We start from the raw sequence: 24,210 nt of genomic DNA, 5'->3' as shown, positions 1-24,210 counted from the left end.
GGTTGCTACCACACAAGCCTTTAAGCGGTGTTTATCCCATTGGAAATGCGCTCGGACGCAAGCTCGATGAATGCCTTGACCAGGGGCGAAAGGTGACGGCTGCTCGGATAGAGAACATGCAGGCCACCAGCCGGTGTCGTGTAGCTCTTGAGAACGTGCTGCAGCTGACCCTCATGGATCAGCCCTTCGGCGATCGCCTGGGGCAATTGGGCGATGCCAAAGCCTGCGTGCGCGGCAGCAACGACCGCCTGCATTTCATTGGCGGCGAAGCGCCCGGCCACGACGACCGTTTCCTGGCCGCCTGGCCCGTCCAGCACCCAATGAGCGCTCGAGGCCGAGGGACCCGCGATGACACATTGATGGTGCGTGAGGTCCGCCGGGCTTTGCGGCATGCCATGCCGTGCCAGATAGTCCTGGCTGGCGCAGAGCAGCCTGTGCGTGGAACCGAGCTTGCGGGCGATCAGCGTCGAATCCTCAAGGACCCCGGTGCGGAAAGCGAGGTCTATGCCGTCCTCCACCAGATTGAGCCTGTCGTCGGTAAGGCGGAGCTCGACGTTGGTTTTCGGATATGTTGCGAGGAAGCTGACCACGGCGTCGATGAGGAAATGGCCGCCAAAGCCGACCGGGGCCGAAATGCGAATCGTGCCCGACGGCTCCGTCCTTGCCTCCGCGAGGCGCAGATTTGCCTCCTCGATCGTCCGCAGCCCCTGGCTACTCTGCTCATAGTAGAGGCGCCCGGCATCCGTCATGTTGAGACTACGGGTCGTCCGCTGCAAAAGGCGAACGCCGACCTCGCGCTCGAGCGCGGCAACGCGGCGGCTGACCGTCGTCTTGGGCATGGCCAGCAGGCGCGCCGCAGCCGTGAAACTGCCAGCTTCGACGACGCGAGCGAACACGACGATATCGTTGAGATCGAGCATTGTATCCAATATTGGGACGATGTTTTCCAATTATAGGCAATTATGCATCAATGCGACAGGTCCTAACTTTGCTCCAGCAGAAACAAGAAGGAGCAGACATCATGACCAGCAAACGAACCATTATGGTGACCGGCGCTACCGGCCAGCAAGGCGGCGCGGTGGCGCGTGCCCTGTTGTCGAGGGGACATCGCGTCAAAGCGCTGACGCGCAAGCCAGACAGCGACGGTGCGCGGCAATTGGCGTCCGCGGGCGCCGATGTCGTGGCCGGCGATCTCGCTGACGCTGCCTCCATCGTGAAGGCCGCAAAAGACGTCGACACCATGTTCCTGATGGGCAACAGCTACGAGGCCGGGCTGGAAGAAGAAACCCGCCAGGGGATCATCGCCGCCGATGCGGCGAAAGCTGCCGGCGTCGGACACCTGATCTATTCATCTGTCGCCGACGCCGACAAGAAGACCGGCATCCCGCATTTCGAAAGCAAATATCTCGTCGAGAAACATGTCGCCGGGCTCGGCATCCCCTACACGATCAGCGCACCGGTCGCCTTCATGGAGAATGTCGTCGCGCCTTGGTCGATCGGCGCGCTCAGACAGGGCACCCATGCCTTCGCGATGCCCCCGAAGCGCGTCCTGCAACTGGTTGCCCTGGCGGACATCGGCGCCTTCGTTGCCGCTTTGGCCGAGCGGCGAGAACAAGTGTTCGGCAAGCGCTTCGATTTCGCTGGAGACGAATTGTCAGGCGAAGAGCAGGCGAAAATCCTGTCCGAGGCCATCGGCCGCCCGATTGGCTATCAGGAAATCCCGATCGCGGCGGCCCGCCAGCAAAGCGAGGATGCGGCACTGATGTTCGAATGGTTCGACCGCGTCGGCTACGACGTCGATATCGCGGCCCTGCACAGGGATTTTCCGGAGGTCCGCTGGCATAGTTTTGCCGACTGGGCGCGAGCATTCGACTGGAGCGCCCTTGGGCGGACAGCTTCAGTGGCTGCCAGCTGATGTTGGAGCGGTTCCCCGTTTCATGGAAACGCAGAACCGCTCTACCTCTTTGTTTTGACGCAATTCCGGACGGAAAACCGCTACGCACTTTTCCTGGAATTGCTCTCTATCTCTTGTTTTGACGCAATTCCGGACGGAAAACCGCTACGCACTTTTCCTGGAATTGCTCTTAGAAAGTCTGGTTGTAGGCGCCTACTTCCGGGCTGCGGCGCAGCAGGGCGTCGACGGCGTCGAACATCTGCCGGCGGCGCTCTGATGAAACCGGGCTTTCGACGACCACGACAAGCTCCGGCTTGTTCGACGAGGCGCGCACCAGCCCCCAGGTGCCGTCCTCGGCGACGACACGCACGCCGTTGACGGTGATGAGGTCTGATATCTTCTGGCCGGCGAAGCTGGCGCCATCCCGTTTCATGGCCTGAAAATCCGAAACCACCCGTTCGACCACGCCATACTTCAAATCGTCCGCGCAATGCGGCGACATCGTCGGCGTGCCGAAGGTCAGCGGCAGCGCGCGGTAGAGGTCAGCCATCGAGCTGCCTGGGTTGCGATCCAGCATCTGGCAGATGGCGATGGCCGTGACCAACCCGTCATCGTAGCCGCGCCCGATCGGCGGGTTGAAGAAAAAATGGCCAGACTTCTCGAATCCGGCGACGGCGCCCAGTTCAGCGACGCGGCGCTTGATGTAGGAGTGGCCGGTCTTCCAATAGTCGGTGACGGCGCCGTTGGCGCGCAGCACACTGTCGGTGTTGAACAGGCCGGTCGACTTGACGTCGACGACGAAGGTCGAGCCCGGAAGCTGGCTGGAGATGTCGCGTGCGAGCATGACGCCGACCTTGTCGGCGAAGATCTCGTTGCCCTCATTGTCGACGACACCGCAGCGATCACCGTCACCGTCAAAACCAAGGCCGACATCGGCCCCGGTTTCCAGCACCTTGTCCCTGATGGCATGCAGCATCTGCATGTCCTCGGGGTTGGGGTTGTAGCGGGGAAAAGTGTGGTCGAGCTCGACATCGAGCGGGACAACTTCGCAGCCGATGCGCTGCAGTACCTCCGGCGCAAAGGCGCCAGCGGTACCATTGCCGCAGGCGGCGACCACCTTCAGCTTTCGCGTGATGCGCTTGCCCCGGATCAGATCGTCGAGATAGGTCGCGCGAAAATCGCGGACGAAGTCATAGGAACCACCACCCGCAAGGTCGAAGTCGCCTTCCAGAACGATCGCCTTCAGCGCGCTCATCTCCTCGGGGCCGAAGGTCAGCGGCCGCGCCGCGCCCATCTTGACGCCGGTCCAGCCATTCTCGTTGTGCGAGGCCGTGACCATCGCCACTGAAGGCGTGTCGAGGGCAAATTGGGCGAAGTAGGCCATCGGCGACAAAGCCAGGCCGATATCCCTCACCCGCGCACCAGCGGCCATCAGCCCGGAGACCAGTGCCAGCTTGATCGAAAGCGAATAGGAACGGAAATCATGCCCGGTGACGATATCGGGCCCGGCGCCGAGACGGCGAATGAGCGTGCCGAGCCCCATGCCGAGGGCTTGGACACCGATCAGATTGAGCTCCGGCGGCTGCGTCGAGCCCGGATGGCCGAACCACCAGCGCGCATCATATTCGCGAAAGCCGGACGCCTTGATCAGCGCCGCGGTTTCGAATTCGAAGCTGTTGGGCCGGGCCTCGCCGACGATCCTGGGGGTCAAGACTGGAAAACTCCGAGCAGTTGGAACACGCCTTGTCGAGGCCGTGGCTAGCACACAAGCCTTTAAGCCGTGTTTATCCCTAAGGAATATCCGGGCGCCCGCAACATGCATGACGAAAGGAGACGAAATGCGACAGAAGTGCTGCCATTGCCGCTTGCAGGAACGGAGCACGGCGGCTATAAGCCCGCGGTCTGGTCACGGAGTGTAGCGCAGCCTGGTAGCGCACCTCGTTCGGGACGAGGGGGTCGCAGGTTCAAATCCTGCCACTCCGACCAGAAAAACAATATGTTAGCGCATCCCGACTTTGGCGCTCCCCCGATGTTCCCCACAAGGAAATAGGGCGAGGTGACTCGCTTCCCCCGGCGTACAAGCTCAGGGTCTCGTCAACGCACCATGCCATTGTGCCTGTTGAAGACGCTGACGACGTAGGTCGCGCTTATCTGAGGCCGAAAAAGCTCAATATCGCTATCACGATGACCACTGCTCCAACGAGCCAAATGATGTTGTTCATGATCTATCTCCTGTTGCCTGAGGAACCCGTGCCTCTGGTGGAGGATGCGGGCCGACCAGCTTTTGTCAGCTGATCTCGAGCAGACACCACATCCTGGTGTCTGGGATAGAACTATCAGGTGCATCTAACGTTCCACCGTTTGGCAAGATCGCGAACTTGCCCTGGTGAATTGCATTTATATTAGCAATGGCGCATGTTTCGTTGGCGGCAGTGACAGGATGCCGGTGACAACCCGGAGCCACGATGCGCAAATTGATTTTCGCGGCAGCAGTTGCGCTTGCCTGCTACGGCGCGCCGTCCCAGGCTGACGACGAGCGGTCATGCGAAATAGTGGCAGCGGCCGCGCAGCTCTCCGGAAAGACCAACTGTAGAGAAGGCGATATCGCCACCATCTCTGGAATGAGCACCAAAGACCTGTCGATGTCAGTGGCCAGATATTGCGATTTCTGGGGGCAGATCGTCGTACTGCCCGATGCGGGCGTGACCGATGCATCGGGCCACATCGTTATTTGCAAATACCATCAGCGAGAGGCAGCCCCTCCTCCCTAGGTGGGCGATCGCTCCTCCTTTGCCTTGCCGCAAGTGTTCGGGCCGGCCCTCGGAAGACCGGAACCAAACTGGCCAGCGGCAGTTACCCGACGAAGGGTCAATTAAGGAAATGGAGAAACTGAAATGAAAACAATGATCATGTGCGCTTTGGCGCTCTCCATGGCATTACCGGCCGTAGCTTCGGCAGCCCAGACTGATGTGGTTATCAAGACGCATCATCGACACCACGGCAACGTCAAGATCATCAACGAGGACGGCCAGCGCCTGCATCACCGCCGCCACGGTAGCGTTGCGTTCTACGACCATGGCCGCCGGCATCATCGCCCGGACACCGTCATTGTCACAGGCTCCGTCCACCGTCACCATCACCCCGTGGTGATCGAAAACAACGATTACTGATACCGACCCGGCCCCGGCTCTCCGACTGGGGTCGGGCCCATCCTTTGACGACATCCCACGACGAGACTGACATTGCCCAGACAGTGCTCGCACGTTGCGCCCCACGACTTTCGTCGTCGAGGCAGTTCCAGGGCGACGAGGGCGAACTCCTGGACGAACCTGCTCCAAGTCGGAGATCGCCAAAGCGCGAAAAGCCCGCCCCGGCCTCAGCCGAGACGGGCTCTCGCCGTTTTCCAGTGATTGAATTGAAGCACTCGACGGGTGCTAACTTCGGGTGACCGAAAATGTTCCTGCATTCGGAACCCGTGAGTGTTCGGGCCGTCATGGTCGCGGCTCAGCGTGGGTTCCATCGCGATGGCAGACTTTGACGAAAGTGGCTGTCGGCTCTAGGTAGTTCGATGGCTATGATGGAGCCAGTAAAACTGGCGAGCCGGGTGCGGACATGACTCTGATTTCAAAGACAGCCTCGCGCCCGGTTCTGATAGTCGCGCTGCTTCTCGTTGCCGGCTGCTCATCGATCGGCAAAACCGTCGATCCGGCGAAATATGAAAGCATGAGCTGCACCGAGCTCAACAGCGCGCTGGGAAGCATCGCCCGCGACATCTCGCAAACCGCAATCACTCGCGGCAAGGTCGCAAACACCAGCGTTCCACACTGGCTGCTGGGTGGGTCTCGGGTGAAGAGTGCCGTCGCAAACCGTGAAACGGCCAGGATCGAAAGGCTGAAGCATCAGCAAGAAGCCATTGTCAGCGTGCGCGCACGCAAGTGCGCGAGGTCAACGAACTGAGCGAACAGGTGCTGCCTTGGTGCCTGGCGGCGACCTGTTTCAGGCACTCAGCCGAAAGCGCGTGACGTCGATCGCCGCGGCCATCAGCGTCTGCGTGTAAACGTGCTGCGGATTGCTGAAGATCGCCTCGGTCGGCCCCTCCTCGACGATCTTGCCCTGCTTCATGACGATGATGTAGTCGGCCATGGCACGCACGACCGAAAGATCGTGGCTGATGAAGAGGTAGGACAGTTCGTGGTCGGTCTGCAGTTTGCGCAGCAATTCGACGATCTGTTTCTGTACAGAGCGGTCGAGCGCCGAGGTGGGCTCGTCCAGCACCACGAGCTTGGGCTTCAGGATCATGGCCCGCGCGATGGCGATGCGCTGCCGTTGCCCGCCCGAAAATTCATGCGGATAGCGGTTGCGCGCGTTGGGATCGAGGCCGACCTCGCGCAAGGCTTCGACCGCGCGTTGATCGCGCTGCTTGCCCGAAAGGTTCGGCTCGTGCACCAGAAGCCCTTCTGTGACGACCTGGCCGACGGTCATGCGCGGCGACAGCGAGCCGAACGGATCCTGGAAGACGAGTTGCATCTCGCGCCGCAGCGGCCGCATCGCCTGTCGGTCGGCAGTGGAAATGTCGCGATCGCCGAAACGGATGAGACCGTCGCTCGGCAACAGCCGCAGCAGGGCGCGGCCGAGCGTCGATTTGCCGGAGCCGGATTCACCGACAATGCCGATGGTCTGGTTGCGTTGCAGCCGGATCGAGATGTGGTCGACAGCACGCAGCATCAGCGGCTCGCCGGCGAGAAAACCGCCGCCGATCCTGAAGGTTACTTCGACATTCCTGCCTTCGAGCAGTACGGGCGCGTTGGCGGGCGGTGGCGCCTTGCGGCCAGTCGGCTCAGCCGCCAGCAGCATCTTGGTATAGGCATGCTGCGGGTTGACGAAGATGGCTTCCGCCTCGCCCTCCTCGACAACCTCGCCCTGGCGCATGACATAGACCCGGTCGGCGAAACGGCGAACGATGCCGAGGTCGTGGGTGATGAAGACGATCGCCATGCCGAGCTTGCGCTGCAGTTCGGCCAGAAGCATCAGAATCTGCGCCTGGATGGTCACGTCGAGCGCCGTCGTCGGCTCGTCCGCGATCAATATGTCGGGGTCGTTGGCGAGCGCCATGGCGATCATGACGCGCTGGCGCTGGCCGCCGGACATCTCGTGCGGATAGGACTTCATCCGCCGCTCGGGATCCGGAATATGCACAAGCCGCAGCAGCTTGAGTGCCTCTTCATGCGCCTCGGCCGCACCAAGCCCGCGGTGCCGGCGGATCGGTTCGATGAGCTGGTTGCCGATCGAATAGAGCGGGTCGAGCGAGGTCATCGGCTCCTGGAAGATCATGCTGATCTTGGCGCCGCGGACCTTGTTCAGCTCGGATTTGCTCAGTGTCAGAAGGTTGCGGCCGCGGTAGTCGACACTGCCGGTGGCTTCGCCATTCGAGGCCAGCAGGCTCATCGCCGCCATCATCGTCTGGCTCTTGCCGGACCCGGATTCGCCGACCACGGCCACCGTCTCGCCCGCGTTGACGTGAATGTTGATGCCCTTCACCGCCTCGACCGCGCCATCGAGCGTGCGAAAGCGGACGCGCAGGTCCTTGACGCTGAGGATCGTTTCAGAAGCAGCCATGTCAGCGATCCCCATCTTTATCGATCTCTCGGGTCGAGCGCGTCGCGCAGGCCGTCGCCGACAAAGTTCAGGGCGAACAGCGTCGAGACTAGGAAGAAGGCGGGAAACAGGAGCAGCCAGTTGGCGGTTCCGATGTTCTTGGCGCCGACCGAAATCAGCACGCCCCAGCTGGTCATCGGTTCCTGCACGCCCAGGCCAAGGAACGACAGGAAGCTTTCCAGGATAATGACCTGCGGCACCAGCAGCGTCATGTAGATCACCACCGGGCCGAGCAAATTGGGGATGACATGGCGGATCAGGATGCCACGCTGGCCGACGCCCATCGCCTCCGCCGCCTGGACATATTCCTGGCGGCGGATCGACAACGCCTGGCCGCGCACGATACGCGCCATGTCGAGCCACAGCACGGCTCCGACCGCCAGGAACATCAGCACGAAGTTGCGGCCGAAGAACACCACCAGCATGATGACGAAGAAGATGAAGGGCAGCGAATAGAGCACGTCGACGATGCGCATCATCACCTCGTCGACCTTGCCGCCGGCAAAGCCTGCCGCAGCGCCATAGAGCACGCCGATCACCACCGCCACGACGCCGGCGAGCAGGCCGATGGCCAGCGATATGCGACCGGCCATCAGCGTGCGCGAGAGGAGATCGCGGCCGGTGTTGTCTGTGCCGAACAGGAAGTACTGCTGCTTGATCGACGCACTCATCGTCACTTCGAGGCCGTCGGGCGACTTGCTCTCGACCTTGGTGTCGTCGAAGGCATCGGAGCGGTCGAGATAACGGATATTGCGGTCGTCGATTGGCTTGGTCGACTTGACGGTAACGAAGACCTGATTGCCTTCCTGATGCCACTCCTTGACGTCGACCCGCATGCGCTTGATCGCCTCGGTGAGCGCCGTCTCGATCATGTCGGGCTTCGGATAGGCCGAAAGGCTCGGCGGCATGCGCACATAGTCGGCATAGATGGTCGTATACTGATGCGGCACGAACCAGGGCCCGAACACGCTGACGACACCGATCAGCGCAAGGTAATAGAGGCTGAACATGGCGGCGCGATTGGCCTTGAGGCGCGCCCAGGCATCGCCCCACAGGGAGCGGCCAACGACGGCGGGAGCTGTGGCTGCGATGTCAGTCATAGCGCACCCTCGGGTCGACGACCGCGTACATGACGTCGACGATCAGGTTGAAGACGATGGTGAAGATGGCGATCACCACCACCGTCCCCATCACCAGCGTGTAGTCGCGGTTGAGCGCGGCATCGACGAAATAGCGGCCGACGCCTGGAATGGAGAAGATCGTCTCGACGATGACCGAGCCGGTCAGCAGTGCCGCGGCTGCCGGGCCCGTGAAAGAGACGATCGGCAGGATCGCGCCGCGCAACGCGTGCTTGACCACCACCGACCAGTCGGAGAGGCCGAGCGCACGGGCCGTGCGGATATGATGGGAGCGCAGCGATTCGATCATCGAGCCACGCATCAGGCGGGCGACGATGGCGATCTGCGGCAAGGCAAGCGTCAGCACCGGACCGACCTTGTTGATGAAAGCGCCATCGCCCCAACCGCCGATCGGCAGCAGCTTCCAGGTCAGCCCGAACAGCAGCTGGATCACCGGCGCGATGACGAAGGTGGGGATGGTGCTGCCGGCGGTCGCCAGCGCAATCACCGTATAGTCGCCAAGCTTGTTCTGGTTGAGCGCGGCAATGGTGCCGAGCACGCTGCCAAGCAGCAGCGCCAGGATCAGCGCCGAGGCGCCGAGCTGGACCGAAATGGGCAGGCCCTTGGCAAACAGTTCGGTGACGGTGAAATCCGGCATGTTGTAGCTCGGGCCGAAATTGCCGCGCAGCAGGTTGCCGAGATAGTGGACAAATTGCAGCCAGAGCGGATCGTTGAGGCCGAACTGGGCTTCCAGATTGGCCCTGATCTCGGGGCTCAGCCCTCGCTCCTGGTTGAATGGCCCTCCTGGCGCGACGCGCATCAGGAAGAACGCCATGGTCACGATGACGAACAGCGTCGGAATGGCGGTCAGAAGCCGCCGGAATACATATCGCAGCATCGGTGCCCCGCTTGATCCAGAGCAACGAGCGTCCAGTTGGACACGTGCGCTCCAGCCTTCAATCTTCGCACCGAACTTTCCGAAAATCGAATCCGGTTCCCGGGCCGATGCGATGGCAAACCAGCGCCGCCGCGCACTCAGTGCGCGGCGGCTTGGCCAGGGATCAGTCCTTGCTGACGAAGCGGGACGGATGGACGTCCATCACGTTGTCGACAAAGCCGTGCAGCTTCGAGGAAACGATATCGTGGTAGCTGTAGTAGAGAAGCGGAATCTGGCCGACATCGTCGACGAGGATGCGCTCAGCCTCGGAGAGTTCCTTCATGCGCTCTTCGGGCTTGCCGCCAGCGGCGGCGGCCTTGTCCATGGCCGCCTCATATTGCGGGCTGTCGTAGTTCGAATAGTTGTTGCCGCTCGCCTTGCGCGAGATGCCGAGGAAGGTTTCCGGATCCTTGTAGTCGGCAATCCAGGCGGCACGCGCCACGTCATAGTCGCCCTTCTGTTCAAGGAAGGAGTAGTGGGTCTTGGTGTCGGTGTTGAGCAGCGTGACGTCGACGCCAAGCGGCTTCAACTGTTCCTGGATGGCGACCGCGGTGTTCTTGTGGTTTTCCGAGGTGTTGTAGCGGATCTCCATCTTCAGCGGGTGCTCGGGCGTGTAGCCGAGTTTCTCGAGGATCTTCTTGGCTGCGTCCTCGCGGTCGATCTGCGGCGTGTCGGCATACTTGGCCATCGCCGGCGTGTAGCCCTCAATGCCGGGAGGCACCATCGAGTAGCCGGGCAGCATAGAGTTTTGCCAGACCTTTTCGGCGATGAAATCACGGTCGATCGCCATCGAGATGGCGTTGCGCAGTTCGGGGTTGTTCCACGGCGCCTTATCGGTCTTGATCGCATAATAGTAGGTGCCGAGGTACGGTCCGACGTGAATCTGATCGCCAAACTTGGTCTTGAGGTCGGCGAGTTGTTCTGTCGGCAGATCGTCGTAGCTGTCGAGTTCGCCGGCCTCGAAGCGCTTCATCGCCGATGAGCGATCTTCGGTCGGAATGTAGTTGACAACGTCGAACTTGACGCTCGCGGCGTCCCAGAATTTCGGATTCTTGACCAGTTTCATGTGGTCGTTGGGGACCCACTCGGCCAGCGTATAGGCACCGTTCGAAACCAGATTGCCCGGCTTGATCCAGTCGGCGCCGAGCTTTTCGATGGAGGCCTTGCTGACCGGATAGGTCGCCTGGTGGGTCAGCATCTCCAAGAAGTAAGGCGTCGGTGCCTTGAGCGTCACCTCCAGAGTGGTGGCGTCGATCGCCTTGACACCCATATCCTCCGGCTTGCCCTTCTTGGTGTTGACTTCCTCGGCATTCTTCACGGGATAGAGCATGGACGCGTATTCGGCGCCGGTGGCCGGATCTTCCAGGCGATGGAAAGCGTAGACGAAGTCTTCGGCCGTCACCGGGCTGCCATCCGACCAGACGCCGTCCTTGCGCAGCTTGAACGTATAGACGGTACCGTCATCCGAAACCGTCCAGCTTTCCGCGGCGCCCGGAATGAGGTTTGCCTTCGCATCCTGCATGACCAGGCCCTGAAACAGGTCACGCAAGACATTGGCTTCATACACCGTCGAGGTCTTGTGCGGGTCGACCGATTCCGATTCGGCGGCCGTGCCCCTGTTATAGACGCTCTCGGCAAAGGCCGGCGTGTAGAATGTGCCGGCCGCCACGGCCATCGTCGTCGCGAACACCGTCGCCTTCAGCATGTTTTTCAGCATGAAGTTCTCCCTTTGGCGCTGCCGTCGGCGCGCCTCTATGTGTTGACGCCCCGAAGCCGATGTCTGGCCCCTTTGAGCGCGCCGCCGGTTCCCTTCCGGCGGCTGGTGCCCAGACACTAACGCGGAGATTTTTTATTTCAACAGACTCTCTGGTTCACCCAAAGTAAGGCGGCACGAAAGCTGTGGAGCGGCGCCCGAAACACCGCCGAAACCAGAAGCTTGACTTGGTTTCCTCACCTCGAGGCTATTTTTCACGGGGCCGCATCAGTTTGCCGGAATGTGTTAATGCGTTCTTAAGCAACCGGAGGTTACATTATGACTACCTTCTGTACGATTCACATTCAAGATGCATGGCGACTATGAGTAACTTACCAAGTAAACTATCTATAATTCGTCATAAAATATGGAAATTTCAAGAAGAGTCTGGAACTTCCGCGGTCGAATTCGCTTTGCTCTCGCCGCTCTTCATCCTCCTTCTGCTCGGAATGGTTGCATACGGTATATATTTTGGCGCCGCCAACTCGATCCAGCAGATCGCGGCGGATGCGGCCCGGACAGCCATCGCTGGATTGAACCAGACCGAGCGGCAGACGCTCGTGGCCAGCTTCGTTACCAACAACGCCAGCGGATATCCCTTCGTGGATGCCAGCAAGCTGACCTATCAGGCCAATGACAGCACCGCCGACGGAAGCCAGTTCGTGGTGTCCATCCAGTACGATGCCCGCAACCTGCCGATCTGGAACCTTTTCCCGGGCCTGGCCATGCCCGGAACCACGATCAAGCGCCAGTCGACGATCAGGGTCGGGGGCATCTGAATGCTGCTGCGTGGCCGTAAGGGGATCGTCCGGCTCGCACGGTTGATGCTGAGCGACAGGAAAGCGAATTTTGCCGTCATGACGGCATTGAGCGCGCCGGTGGCGCTGGCGCTGGCCGCGGTGGCCATCGACGAAGCCTCGATCTACACAGAGCGCCGGGAAGCTCAGGCGATGGTCGACCTGGCGGCGATCACCGCTGCCTCGAACATCACCAACATCCAGGCCGCCGTCGTCACGACACTCACCGACAACGGCATGCCAGGCGTCGTCGTTCAAGGTTCGGGGCAGACCATTCCCGCGGCTGTCGGGAAAACCGTGGTGACGGTCACGCCCGGGCGATACGCAACATCAACCGCCAATGTGAGCCAGCGTTTCCAAGCCGGCGTGACACCTTACAATGCGGTGCATGTCACCCTGAAGAAAATCCCTGCCCGCTATTTCGCGAGTTCGTTGATCCCCACTCCCGTCATCGGCACCGAGGCTACCGCCAGCATGACGCCGCAGGCGACATTCTCGGTCGGGTCGAGACTGCTCAGCGTCAATGGCGGCATCCTCAACGCGCTTCTCAGCGGACTTCTCGGCGGCAACATCTCGCTCAGCGTCATGGACTACAACGGTTTGATCTCGGCCGATGTCAGTGTCCTCTCCTTCGTAGATGCCCTTGCCACACAAGTGAACGTGACCGGCGGTACCTATTCGGATGTTCTGGCATCGAAGGCGTCCGTCGGCCAGGTGGCCACCGCCATGGCCAATGTGCCTGGACTTGGCAATACGGCCAAGGTCGCCCTGCAGACAATAGCCTCCAAGTCGACCAGTACGGTCAAGATCCCGCTCAGCAGCCTCGTCGATCTCGGCTCGCTCGGCAGCCTGGGCCTGGGGCAAAGGCCAGCCGGCCTCGGGGTCGACGCAAGCGCCATGGGCATGCTGACGGCCGCTGCCGTGCTGGCCAACGGCACCAACCAGGCTCAGGTCGATCTTGGCGCCACCATCCCGGGGCTCCTCTCCACCAAACTGACCATCGCCATCGGCGAACCTGCACAGTTCTCACCATGGCTGTCGGTCGGCGAGATCGGCACCGTCGTGCGCACCGCCCAGACGCGCATCAAGCTGGTGGCCTCCGTCGGTGTCGGTACGCCCGGTCTCGGCGGCGGCATCAGCCTGCTGGCCGTCAATCTGCCGCTCAATGTCGAAGTCGCGTATGCCGAAGCCAAACTGACCGACATCACCTGTCCGAAAGGGCCTTCCAGCATCAACGTTTCGATCGCCGCGCACCCAGGTATTGCCTCGCTGCATCTGGCCAACAGCAACAGCTCGGGCTTTGGCGACTTCAGCCAGCCTCAGTCGTTCACCGACGCCGAGATCGCGGATGTGAGCCTCAAGCTGCTGCTGGTCAACGTTCCGCTGATACAGGTGATGGGTTCGGCCGCGACCGCGATCACCAACAACAGCCCGACGACGCTGAACTTCAACGCGACTGACATCGCCAACAAGACGGTCAAGACTGTTTCGACGCGAAACATCTCGCAGTCGCTCACCACGTCGCTGGTCAACAACCTGTCGCTTTCGGTCAATGCGCTTGGTCTCGGGATCGATCTGACCGCCCTGCTCGGAACGGTCAAGCCGGCAGTGGTGGCCGTGCTGAACGGTGTGACGGCGCCGGTCGACGACCTGCTTTACAATGTGCTGTCAGCGCTGGGTGTCGGCGTCGGACAGGCGGATGTGCGCGTCACCGGAGCGACCTGCGGACGCTCGGTGCTTGTCCAGTAAAGGCGGCCGAGACGCCAGATCAGTCAAGTCGGCCGAGAAAGCAACCGAGCGCGGGCAACGACAACTCGGCTTCCTCGATGACAGCGGCATCGCCGCCAAGCCTTGCGACCGACCCTATATCCCGCGGCAACGGCCAATTGGCCGGCACCTCGGCGAAATTGAAGACGCAAAGCAGTCTTTCACCGCCACCTTCGCGGATGAAGGCGAGCACGTCACCCTCGGCGTCGAGAAAGCGGATCGAGCCTGTTGTCAGTGCTACATGCTCTCGGCGCAAGGCCAGCGCGGCCCGATAAAACGTGAGCACCGAGGCGATGTCGGCATTCTGGACGTCGACCGCGCGGGCGCGATGGCTGGCCGGTACCGGCAGCCATGGCTTGCCGGTAGAGAACCCCGCATTGTCGGCACCGGCCTCCCAGACCATCGGCGTGCGGCAACCATCCCTGCCCTTGACGCCCGGCCAGAAGCGGATGCCGACGGGATCGCGCAAGTCCTCGAAAGCGAGTTCGGCCTCCTCCAGGCCGAGTTCCTCGCCCTCGTAGAGGCAGATCGATCCGCGCAGGCAGCACAGCAGCATGATCGAGAATCTTGCGACCACGTCGGGGTCGCTGTCTGGCCTTGTCCAACGGCTGACATGGCGCACCACGTCGTGGTTGGAGAATGCCCAGCAGACCCAGCCATCGGAAACGGCCGCCTCGAAGGCTTCGACGCAGCCACGCACATGCGCCGCAGAGAACTGCGGGCCAAGCAGATCGAACGTGTAGCACATATGGAGCTTGTCGCCGCCGGACGTGTAGGCGGCGAGCGTCTGCAATGAGCGGCCTTCATCGCCGATCTCGCCGACGGCGGCGCGGTCCTCGTACTCATCGAGCAGCGCCCTGAAGCGACGAAGGAACGCCAGGTTCTCCGGCTGCGTCTTGTCGAACAGGTGCTCCTGGTAGAGGTAGGTGTTGGTCTCGTTGTTGGTGCCGGCGACGCTCGACGCCAAGGGCGGATTGCTGCGCAGCCAGCGGTCGTGGACATAGTAGTTGACCGTATCGAGCCGGAAGCCGTCGACGCCGCGCTCCAGCCAGAAGCGCACCGTTTCCAGAAGCGCGTCCTGAACCTCCGGATTGTGGAAATTCAAATCCGGCTGCGCGGCGAGGAAATTGTGCATGTAATATTGCCGGCGGGTCGAGTCCCACTCCCAGGCCGGACCACCGAAGACGGAAAGCCAGTTGTTGGGGGCGCCGCCATCCGGCTTCGTATCGGCCCAGACATACCAGTCGGCCTTGGGATTGTCGCGGCTGCCGCGGCTTTCGACAAACCACTCGTGCTTGTCGGATGAATGCGACAGCACCTGGTCGATAATGATCTTCAGGCCGAGGCGGTGCGCCTCGGCGATCATCGCGTCGAAGTCCTCCAATGTGCCGAACATCGGATCGACATCGCAGTAATCCGACACGTCGTAGCCCATGTCGGCCATCGGCGATTTGAAGAAGGGCGACAGCCAGATGGCGTCGACGCCAAGCGAGGCGACATGAGCCAGCCTCGATGTGACGCCGCGCAGATCGCCACTGCCGTTGCCGGTCGTATCCTGGAAGGAGCGCGGATAGATCTGGTAGATGACGCAGCCGCGCCACCATTCGGACCTGTCACTTGCCGCCATTGCGTTTCTCCCTCGAGCCAGCCTGCACGGCCGCTCGTTCGATCATGAAGATCACCGTCCGCCCCGATACCGGCCGCGAGATATCAACCGCCTCGCCTGTTTCGAGAGCCGACGCCCAGAAAAACCCTTCGCGCCCGGGCAGCGTGAACATGCAGGCCCGGCGATCGCCGTTGATGACCACTGCGAGGCGCCGCCCGTCATCGGCGGTGCCACCCAGAACCATGACCAGACGATGCCTCTGCGGGTCCTGCCAGCTCTGTTCATCGAGCGGCGCGCCTCTCTCGGTCAGCCATGCGACGTCTGGCATCCCTGAACCTGCCGGCGGCTGGCCGGTGAGGAAGCGTGTGTCGGAAAGCGCGGGCACCGTGCGCCGCAACGCCGCCAGCAGTGACGCGTAGCGCTCCAGCGCCCGGTCGCGCCCGGCCCAGTCGAGCCAGGTGATCTCATTGTCCTGCGCATAGGCATTGTTGTTGCCGTGCTGGGTGCGGCCGAATTCGTCACCGGCGGTCAGCATAATGGTGCCGCGCGAGGCAAACAGCGTGGCGAGCAGTGCATGGTGATCGTTCAGGCGTGCCGCCGAAACGGCCGGGTCATCCGTGACGCCCTCCACGCCATTGTTCCACGACAGGTTCTCATTGTGACCATCGCGGTTCTGCTCGCCATTGGCCTCGTTGTGCTTGCGCTCGTAACGCACGGTGTCGGCCAGCGTCATGCCGTCATGGGCGGCGATGAAATTGACGCTGCGGCTGGTGTGTTGGCCTGCCTTGGCAAACACATCGGACGAACCGGCAAGCCGTGTCGCCAATGCGCCGACCATGCCGGCGTCGCCGCGCCAGAAGCGCCTGACATCGTCGCGGTACTTGTCGTTCCATTCGAGGAAGGGCGGGGGGAAATTGCCGAGCTGATAGCCATCCGGACCGATGTCCCAGGGCTCGGCGATCAACACGCGGTCGGCCAGCAGCGCGTCCTGGCGCATCGCTTTCAACAATGGCGCCTCGGCCTCGAATGTTCCCTCGACTCGCCCCAGAATGGGTGCCAGGTCGAAGCGGAAGCCATCGACGCCGGCATCACGAACAAAATGGCGAAGCGCGTCGATGATCATTTCCTGAACGACAGGGTGGTCGCAAGCGACCGTATTGCCGGTGCCGGTGTCGTTGGCCAGCCTGCCGTCCGACGCATGCCGGTAATAGGCCTGATTGTCGAAGCCGCGCAGCGAGAGCGTCGGGCCGAGCCTGTCGCTCTCGCCGGTGTGGTTGAAGACGAGATCGAGGATGACGCCGATGCCGGCTTCACGCAGCACGGCGACCGTGTTTCGCAATTCCACGATGCCGCCCGGCGCAAGACGTGGATCGAGCGCCATGAAGGTGACGGGATTGTAGCCCCAGGCGTTGCGCAGCCCAAGCGGCGGCAGATGCCGCTCGTCGATCGACGCCGTCACAGGCATCAGTTCGACGGCGCCTACGCCGAGCTTTTTCAGGTGTTCGATAACCGCCGGATGAGCGAGGGCGGCAACCGTCCCGCGCAGCCTTTCCGGAACGTCGGGGTGGCGCATGGTGAAGGCGCGCACCGGCACTTCGTAGATCAGGCCGCCGGCCCGGAAAAGCGGCGGCGACGCCCGCGCGGGTTTCGGCAAGGCCCCGGCAATCGCCTTCGGCATCAGCGGGGCGGTATCGCCCCCTTCCCCCCGGCGGTGGGCCAGCCGCCAATCATGGGCGTAAGGCCTGTCGATCTCGATGGCGTAGGGATCGGTCAGCAATTTGTCGGGGTCGAACCACAGACCGCGCTCCGGCGCATAGTCGCCGTCGGCGCGAAATCCGTAGCGGGTGCCGGGGCCAAGGCCCGCGACGAACAGCGCATGGACGCCCTCGCCTTCCGGCTGCAGCTCAAGCCGTTCGATTTCCCGATTGCCCTGCTCGTCGAAGATCGAGACCCACAGCCGCCTGGCCGCCTGCGACCATACGGCGAAGCGGATGCCACCGTCCGAAACAAATCCGCCAAATCGCGGCCGATGATTGGCCGCAGGTGTCGATGGCATCAGGTGATGACGCTCGGCTTGGCGCGGCCGGTATGGCTGCGAATCCCGGCAATATCATCGGCCGCGGCAATCAGATCGGCAAGTGCGGCCTGCGTATCCAGATCATGCCTCGACTTGTCCGGCTCGTAACGCTCGATATAGACGCGTAGCGTCGCGCCCGACGTGCCGGTGCCGGATAGCCGGAAGACGACGCGCGAACCGCCTTCGAACAGAACCCTGATGCCCTGATGCTCGCTGGTCGAACCGTCGACCGGGTCGTGATAGGCGAAGTCGTCGGCGCTGGCGATTGTCATGCCGCGCACCCTGGTGCCCGGCAACGAGCCGAGCTTGGCGCGCAGCTCGTCGACCAGCGCATTGGCGCGGTCGCTCTCGACCTCCTCGTAGTCGTGGCGTGAATAGTAGTTGCGGCCGTAGGTCGCCCAGTGCTCGGTGACGATCTGCTTGCAGCTTTCGCCGCGCGCGGCCAGGATGTTGAGCCACAAAAGCACCGCCCACAGGCCGTCCTTTTCGCGGACATGGTTGGAGCCGGTGCCGGCACTCTCCTCGCCGCAGATCGTCGCCATGCCGGCATCGAGCAGATTGCCGAAGAACTTCCAGCCGGTCGGCGTTTCATAGATGCCGATGCCGAGCTTGTGGGCGACGCGGTCGGCGGCGCCGCTGGTCGGCATCGAGCGAGCGATGCCCTTCAGGCCGTCCTTGTAGCCGGGCGCCAGGCGGGCGTTGGCGGCGAGCATGGCGACCGAATCCGACGGGGTGACGAAAATGCCCTTGCCGATGATCAGGTTGCGGTCGCCGTCCCCATCGGAAGCGGCGCCGAAATCCGGCGCGTCCGCTCCCATCATCTCGTCATAGAGGTGCTTGGCATGGACGAGGTTCGGATCCGGGTGATGGCCGCCGAAATCCGGCAGCGGCTTGAAATTGCGGCAGGTGCCGTCGGGCGCGCCAAGCCGGTTTTCGAGGATCTCCTTGGCATAGGGACCGGTCACCGCGTGCATGGCATCGAAGCGCATGCGGAAGCCCGATTTGAAGAGCTTGCGCAGTGCCTCGAAGTCGAACAGGCTTTCCATCAGCTCGGCGTAGTCGGCGACCGGATCGATGATCTCGACCGTCATGCCAGCGGCCTTGACCGTGCCGATGGTGTCGATGTCGATCGGCTCGATATCGGCGTTCTTGAAGTTCGAAATCGACTTGGTCCTGGCGAAGATCGCGTCGGTCAGCTTTTCCGGCGCCGGGCCGCCATTGCCGGCATTGTACTTGATGCCGAAATCCTCATGCGGGCCGCCCGGATTGTGGCTGGCCGACAGGATGATGCCGCCGAAGGTCTTGTATTTGCGAATGACATGCGAGGCCGCCGGCGTTGACAATATGCCGCCCTGCCCGACCATCACCTTGCCGAAGCCGTTGGCGGCGGCCATGGCGATCGCCTTCTGGATGACCTCGCGGTTGTAGAAGCGGCCATCACCGCCGATTACCAGGGTCTTGCCCTTGAAGCCGTCCAGCGCGTCGAAGATCGACTGGATGAAGTTCTCGGCATAGTGCTCCTGCTGGAACACCGGCACCTTCTTGCGCAGGCCCGAAGTACCGGGCTTCTGATCGGAGTAAGGCTTGGTGGGGACGGTCCGTATCATGCTTCAGGCAACCCTTTTCAAAAGCAGCGAGCGATAGAGTTCAACGTATTTTTCCGCGCTCTTGTCCCACGACACATCGGCCTTCATGCCCTGGCGTTGCAACGATTCCCAGACCGCCGGACTGGCATGCGCGTCGACGAGGCGGCGCATGGCGTGCAGCAAGGCGCCACCATTGTTGGGCGCGAACTGGAAGCCGGTCGCGACGCCGGCCGAGACGGCAGCCTCGTTGGCGTCGATGATGGTATCCGCCAGGCCGCCGGTACGGGCAACCACAGGCACGCAGCCATAGCGCAGGCCGTAAAGCTGCGTCAGCCCGCAGGGCTCGAAGCGCGAGGGAATGACGATGGCGTCGCAGCCGCCTTGCATGATGTGCGAAAGCGCCTCGTCGTAGCCGACGACGACCCCGATGCGGCCACGGTGTCTAGCGGCGGCGGCGAGCAGCGCGCCTTCGAGGCCAGCATCGCCCGACCCCAGGACGGCCAGGCGCGCGCCGGTCGCAACGATGCCGTCGATCACCAGCGCCAGTATGTCCATGCCCTTTTGCCAGGTCAGGCGGCTGACGACGCAGACGATCGGGCTGTCGTCGCGATCGAGGTTGAAGCGCTCCTCGACGGCGGCCCTGTTTGGCGCGCGCGCCTTCAGCGTCCTGCCCGTGTAATTCGACACCAGATGCTTGTCGGCTTCCGGATTCCAGATGCCGGTATCGATGCCGTTGACGATACCATAGAGATCGCTGGAGCGCATGTTGATGAGGCCGTCGAGACCCATGCCGAATTCCGGCGAGCGGATTTCCTGCGCGTAGGTTGGGCTGACCGTGGTGATCGCCCAGGCGGCCTGCAGGCCGGCCTTGAGGAACCCGACACCACCGTAATATTCGACGCCGTCGAGCGCCATTGCAACCGCCGGCAAGCCAAGCTCGCCAAAGATGCTGGCGCCGAACTGGCCCTGGAAGGCGAGGTTGTGAACGGTCATCATTGACGGGACGCCGATCGCCTTGCCGTAACGCATATAGGCCAGGGTCATCGCCGACTGCCAGTCATGGGCATGGACGATGTCGGGCTGATAGCCAGAAATGGCGCCACCGGCGATGTCACCGCCCACCTGGCTCAGCGCCGCGAAGCGCCGCCAGTTGTCGGGCCAGTCACCACCGCTGGCATCGCCATAGGGACCACCGGGGCGGTCGAACAGATGCGGCGCGTCGAGCACGAACAGGTCAAGCCCTGCAAGCTGGACGGCATGAACGGAAGCCTTGCCGCCCTGCAGCAAGGGATATTGCAGGACCGCCCGCTTTTTCTTGAAGGCGGCCATCACGGTGGGAAAGCCCGGAATGAGCGTGCGCATTGTCACGCCCTTGGCTGCCAGTGCGACAGGCAAAGCGCCGGTCACGTCGGCAAGCCCACCGGTCTTGATCAGCGGGAAAATCTCGGGCGTGACCGACAGAACCTGCATGCGCCTTCAATCCGATCCTGTCTGTCCTAAAGTCCCAGTTTGTCGATCATGTCCTGGGTGACCAGGCAGATGCCTTTCTCGGAGACCCGAAAACGCTTGGCGTCGAGAGCGGGATCTTCGCCCACCACCAGCCCTTCCGGTATCCTAACACCATGGTCGATGACCACGCGCTTCAACTTTGCGTTCCGGCCGACATGAACGTCGGGCAGCATGACGACTTCTTCCAGCGTCGAATAGGAATTGATGCGCGCGCCGGTGAAGATCAGGCTTCTCTTCAGCGAGGCGCCCGAGACGATGCAGTCGCCCGAGACAAGCGAAGAGACCGCCGAGCCGCGGCGGCCATCCTCGTCATGCACGAACTTCGCCGGCGGCTTCAATTCGGCATAGGTCCAGATCGGCCAGTCGCGGTCATAGAGATCGAGTTCCGGCGTGATGTCGGTCAGGTCGATATTGGCTTCCCAATAGGCATCGACCGTTCCGACATCGCGCCAGTAGGCCTCGTTCTCGGCCGTCGAGCGGACGCAGGATTTGGCGAAGCGGTGCGCGATCGCCTTACCGTGCTGGACGATATAGGGAATGATGTCCTTGCCGAAGTCGCGGCTCGAGCCCGGCTCGGCGGCATCGCGGCGCAGCTGCTCCATCAGGAACTTGGTCTTGAACACGTAGATGCCCATCGAGGCCAGGGCGAACTCCGGTTTGTCGGGGATGCCGGGCGGATCGGCGGGCTTTTCGACGAAGGCGATGATGTTGTCCTTGCCATCGACGTGCATGACGCCGAAGCCGGTGGCTTCCATGCGCGGCACTTCGAGGCAACCGACGGTGACGTCGGCATTGGCGTCGACGTGCTGGCGAAGCATTAGCTCGTAGTCCATCTTGTAGATGTGGTCGCCGGCCAGGATGACCATGTATTCGGGTCCATAGGCCTCGATGATGTCGATGTTCTGATAGACGGCGTCGGCCGTGCCCTCGTACCACTGCGTCTCCGAAACGCGCTGGCTGGCCGGCAGGATGTCGAAGCTTTCGTTTCGTTCGGGCCGCAGGAAGTTCCAGCCACGCTGCAGATGGCGGATCAGCGAATGCGCCTTGTACTGGGTGGCGACGCCAAGGCGCCGGATGCCGGAGTTAAGCGCATTGGAGAGCGCGAAGTCGATGATGCGCGTCTTGCCGCCGAAATAGACGGCTGGCTTGGCGCGCCGGTCTGTCAGTTCCTTGAGGCGGCTGCCACGGCCGCCGGCCAGTACATAGGCCATGGCATCGCGCGCCAGCGGCTGGGTCCGTTTCAAGTCTGCCATTTCTACCCTCCCAAGTTACTCAGTCTCGGCAACGAGCTCGAGCATGATCGTCGACAGCGGTGGCAAAAGCATCGTCGCAGAGATGCTTCCTCCCTCCGCCCGTGCCTCGACCATGCCGCCATTGCCCTTGCCGGAACCACCATATTCCGAAGCGTCGGTGTTGATGATTTCGCGCCATTTCCCGGCCGTCGGCAACGGCACGCGATAATTGTCGCGCGGCACCGGCGTGAAGTTGGAAATGACGGCCACCGGGCTGCCGCCCGGTGCGCTGCGCAGCCAGGCGAAAACCGAATTCTGGCTGTCGTCGACGATGAGCCAGGAAAACCCTTCCGGTTCGCAGTCGCGGCCATGCAGCGCCGGGCGCGAACGGTAGAGGTAGTTGAGATCGCGCACCGTCTGCCAGACGCCGCGATGCGGCCGGAAATCAAGCAGGTTCCAGTCGAGCGCGCGTGCCTCGCTCCATTCGCGGCGCTGCGCGAACTCCTGCCCCATGAACAGCAACTTCTTGCCGGGGTAACCCCACATGAAACCGTAGTAAGCGCGCAACGTCGCGAATTTCTGCCAGTCGTCGCCGGCCATCTTGCCAAGCAGCGTGCCTTTGCCGTGCACGACCTCGTCATGCGAGAGCGGCAGCACGAAATTTTCCGAGAAGGCGTAGGTCAGACCGAAGGTGAGGTCGTTGTGGTGGTGCTTGCGGAAGATCGGCTCCTTGGAGAAATACTCCAGCGTGTCGTGCATGAAGCCCATGTTCCACTTGAAGCCGAAGCCCAGCCCGCCCTCATGCACAGGTGCCGAGACCTTCGGCCATGAGGTCGATTCCTCGGCGATGGTGATGACGCCCGGATGGTGGCCGTAGACCTCCTTGTTCATCTTCTGCAGGAAGCTGACCGCCTCGAGGTTTTCGCGGCCGCCCTTTTCGTTGGGGATCCATTCGCCGGCCTTGCGCGAATAGTCGAGGTAGAGCATCGAGGCGACCGCATCGACGCGCAAACCGTCGACATGATATTTCTCGGCCCAGAACAGCGCGTTGTTGACCAGGAACGCCACCACCTCGCGGCGGCCAAAATTGTAGATCGCGGTGTTCCAGTCGGGATGAAAACCCTTGCGCGGATCGGCATGCTCGTAGAGCGCGGTGCCGTCGAAATGGGCGAGACCGTGCTCGTCGACCGGGAAATGCGCCGGCACCCAGTCGAGAATGACGCCGATGCCGGCGCGGTGAGCGCCGTCGACGAAGCGGGCAAAGCCGTCCGGATCGCCGAAGCGAGCCGATGGCGCGAAGAGGCCGGTGGTCTGGTAGCCCCAGGACGGATCATAGGGATGCTCGGAGATCGGCATGAACTCGATGTGGGTGAAGCCGGTCTCGACCGCATAGGGTATCAATCGGTCGGCCAGTTCGTCCCACGACAGGAAGGTGCCATCGTCGCGAAGCTGCCAGGAGCCGGCATGAACCTCGTAGATCGAGATGGCTTCGCGGCGAGGATCGGCGTTGCGCCAGTAACTGCGATGCGCCTCGTCGCCCCATGGATGCGACGGCGGCACCGCCGTCACCGATGCCGTGGCCGGCCGCAGTTCGGACTTGAAGGCGAACGGATCGGCCTTCAGCGGCAGCCTGACGCCGTCGGGGCCGATGATCTCGTATTTGTAGGGCCGGCCGGCGCCGATATCGGGAATGAACACCTCCCAGATGCCGGTATCGCGACGGTCGCGCATCGAGTGCCTGCGGCCGTCCCATTCGTTGAAGTCGCCGACCACCGAGACGCGCCTTGCATTGGGCGCCCACACGGCGAAATGCACGCCCGAAGCGCCTTCGTGCTCGATGACATGCGCACCGAGCTTGTCGAACAGCCTGAGATGCGAGCCCTCGGCGATGTAGTAGTCGTCCATCGGCCCGAGCACCGGACCGAACGAATAGGGATCCGTCAGCCACCAGTCGCCGCCGGCGTTCCTGGCATGATAGCGCAGCGGCTGACGCTTGCGGATCGACAGCTTGCCTTCGAAGAAACCACGGTCGTCGCGCCGGGAAAGTTCACCTGCGATGGTGCCGGTCAGCGTATAGGCGGTGACGAACTCCGCATGCGGAACGAAGCAGCGGGCAAACAGGCTCTTGCCGACCTCATGAACGCCAAGGACCGCGAAGGGATCGCCGTGCGTGCCGGCAACAATCGCCGCGACATCGCCGGCTGGCGCCAGTCCGTCCGGCCCGCTTGTCGCAGCGGTCGCGCGCGGCTTCTTCATCAGGCAGTGTCCCTCCCCGGGCA

The 24,210-nt window shown here is 62.5% G+C and carries 18 protein-coding genes and 1 tRNA gene; 7 read left to right on the top strand and 12 right to left on the bottom strand.

Going from position 1 to position 24,210, the window contains the following annotated elements:
* Nucleotides 1–20: 20 nt before the first annotated feature.
* A complete protein-coding gene (locus tag NR193_RS03465) occupies nt 21–920 on the bottom strand; it encodes a LysR family transcriptional regulator (RefSeq protein WP_256749482.1) in 900 nt (299 codons plus the stop codon).
* A 101-nt stretch (nt 921–1,021) separates the two neighbouring features.
* Between NR193_RS03465 and NR193_RS03460 the strand changes: the two genes are divergently transcribed.
* A complete protein-coding gene (locus NR193_RS03460) occupies nt 1,022–1,915 on the top strand; it encodes an NmrA/HSCARG family protein (protein ID WP_256749481.1) in 894 nt (297 codons plus the stop codon).
* A gap of 169 nt (nt 1,916–2,084) precedes the next feature.
* On the opposite strand, the gene NR193_RS03455 is transcribed toward NR193_RS03460, so the two are convergent.
* Nucleotides 2,085–3,605, bottom strand: coding sequence for a phosphomannomutase/phosphoglucomutase (locus NR193_RS03455; protein ID WP_256749480.1), 1,521 nt, complete (start codon nt 3,603–3,605; stop codon nt 2,085–2,087).
* Nucleotides 3,606–3,803: 198 nt separating this feature from the next.
* Here NR193_RS03455 and NR193_RS03450 point away from each other — a divergent pair.
* From NR193_RS03450 to NR193_RS03435, 4 genes are all read left to right on the top strand, one after another.
* Nucleotides 3,804–3,880, top strand: a tRNA-Pro gene (locus NR193_RS03450).
* A gap of 479 nt (nt 3,881–4,359) precedes the next feature.
* Nucleotides 4,360–4,665, top strand: a complete 306-nt coding sequence (locus NR193_RS03445; protein WP_256749479.1) for a hypothetical protein — start codon at nt 4,360–4,362, stop codon at nt 4,663–4,665.
* A gap of 123 nt (nt 4,666–4,788) precedes the next feature.
* Complete coding sequence (locus NR193_RS03440; RefSeq protein ID WP_256749478.1) at nt 4,789–5,064, top strand: hypothetical protein; 276 nt, start codon at nt 4,789–4,791, stop codon at nt 5,062–5,064.
* A gap of 442 nt (nt 5,065–5,506) precedes the next feature.
* The gene (locus tag NR193_RS03435) at nt 5,507–5,851 is read left to right on the top strand and encodes a hypothetical protein (RefSeq protein WP_256749477.1); all 345 of its coding nucleotides are present in this window, start codon (nt 5,507–5,509) and stop codon (nt 5,849–5,851) included.
* 39 nt (nt 5,852–5,890) lie between these two features.
* Here NR193_RS03435 and NR193_RS03430 read toward each other — a convergent pair whose 3' ends face one another.
* The 4 genes from NR193_RS03430 to NR193_RS03415 form a co-directional block, all read right to left on the bottom strand.
* Nucleotides 5,891–7,510, bottom strand: a complete 1,620-nt coding sequence (locus NR193_RS03430; protein WP_256749476.1) for an ABC transporter ATP-binding protein — start codon at nt 7,508–7,510, stop codon at nt 5,891–5,893.
* Nucleotides 7,511–7,527: 17 nt separating this feature from the next.
* Nucleotides 7,528–8,649 (bottom strand): ABC transporter permease, encoded by a 1,122-nt coding sequence (locus NR193_RS03425; RefSeq protein ID WP_256749475.1) that lies wholly within the window; start codon nt 8,647–8,649, stop codon nt 7,528–7,530.
* Nucleotides 8,642–9,565, bottom strand: coding sequence for an ABC transporter permease subunit (locus tag NR193_RS03420; protein WP_256749474.1), 924 nt, complete (start codon nt 9,563–9,565; stop codon nt 8,642–8,644). Before NR193_RS03420 ends, NR193_RS03425 begins: the two co-directional genes overlap by 8 nt.
* Before the next feature lie 163 nt (nt 9,566–9,728).
* Nucleotides 9,729–11,321, bottom strand: a complete 1,593-nt coding sequence (locus NR193_RS03415) for a peptide ABC transporter substrate-binding protein (RefSeq protein ID WP_256749473.1) — start codon at nt 11,319–11,321, stop codon at nt 9,729–9,731.
* 359 nt (nt 11,322–11,680) lie between these two features.
* Here NR193_RS03415 and NR193_RS03410 point away from each other — a divergent pair, with 359 nt between their 5' ends.
* Complete coding sequence (locus NR193_RS03410; protein WP_256749472.1) at nt 11,681–12,136, top strand: TadE/TadG family type IV pilus assembly protein; 456 nt, start codon at nt 11,681–11,683, stop codon at nt 12,134–12,136.
* Complete coding sequence (locus NR193_RS03405) at nt 12,137–13,903, top strand: TadG family pilus assembly protein (protein ID WP_256749471.1); 1,767 nt, start codon at nt 12,137–12,139, stop codon at nt 13,901–13,903. It abuts the gene before it with no gap.
* Between the two features lie 19 nt (nt 13,904–13,922).
* Here the strand turns inward: NR193_RS03405 and NR193_RS03400 are convergent, their stop codons facing one another.
* The 6 genes from NR193_RS03400 to glgB are packed head-to-tail and all read right to left on the bottom strand — an operon-like array spanning nt 13,923 to nt 24,187.
* On the bottom strand, nt 13,923–15,548 hold the full coding sequence (locus tag NR193_RS03400; protein WP_256749470.1) for an alpha-glucosidase family protein: 1,626 nt from the start codon (nt 15,546–15,548) through the stop codon (nt 13,923–13,925).
* Nucleotides 15,535–17,583 (bottom strand): glycogen debranching protein GlgX, encoded by a 2,049-nt coding sequence (gene glgX / locus NR193_RS03395; RefSeq protein WP_256749469.1) that lies wholly within the window; start codon nt 17,581–17,583, stop codon nt 15,535–15,537. Before glgX ends, NR193_RS03400 begins: the two co-directional genes overlap by 14 nt.
* The gene (locus NR193_RS03390; RefSeq protein WP_256749468.1) at nt 17,583–19,211 is read right to left on the bottom strand and encodes an alpha-D-glucose phosphate-specific phosphoglucomutase; all 1,629 of its coding nucleotides are present in this window, start codon (nt 19,209–19,211) and stop codon (nt 17,583–17,585) included. The genes glgX and NR193_RS03390 overlap by 1 nt, the downstream gene beginning before the upstream one ends.
* Nucleotides 19,212–19,214: 3 nt before the next feature.
* Entirely contained in the window at nt 19,215–20,660 is a 1,446-nt protein-coding gene (glgA, locus tag NR193_RS03385; RefSeq protein ID WP_256749467.1) for a glycogen synthase GlgA, read from the bottom strand.
* A 26-nt stretch (nt 20,661–20,686) separates the two neighbouring features.
* Nucleotides 20,687–21,952 (bottom strand): glucose-1-phosphate adenylyltransferase, encoded by a 1,266-nt coding sequence (gene glgC, locus NR193_RS03380; RefSeq protein ID WP_256749466.1) that lies wholly within the window; start codon nt 21,950–21,952, stop codon nt 20,687–20,689.
* A 15-nt stretch (nt 21,953–21,967) separates the two neighbouring features.
* A complete protein-coding gene (glgB, locus tag NR193_RS03375; RefSeq protein ID WP_256749465.1) occupies nt 21,968–24,187 on the bottom strand; it encodes a 1,4-alpha-glucan branching protein GlgB in 2,220 nt (739 codons plus the stop codon).
* Nucleotides 24,188–24,210 lie beyond the last annotated feature (23 nt).

It is taken from the genome of Mesorhizobium sp. Mes31 (genome assembly GCF_024519675.1).
In the GTDB taxonomy this organism is placed as follows: Bacteria; Pseudomonadota; Alphaproteobacteria; order Rhizobiales; family Rhizobiaceae; genus Mesorhizobium.
The sequence above is the reverse complement of the archived record's forward strand: the minus strand, read 5'-3'. Positions and strand labels throughout refer to the sequence as shown.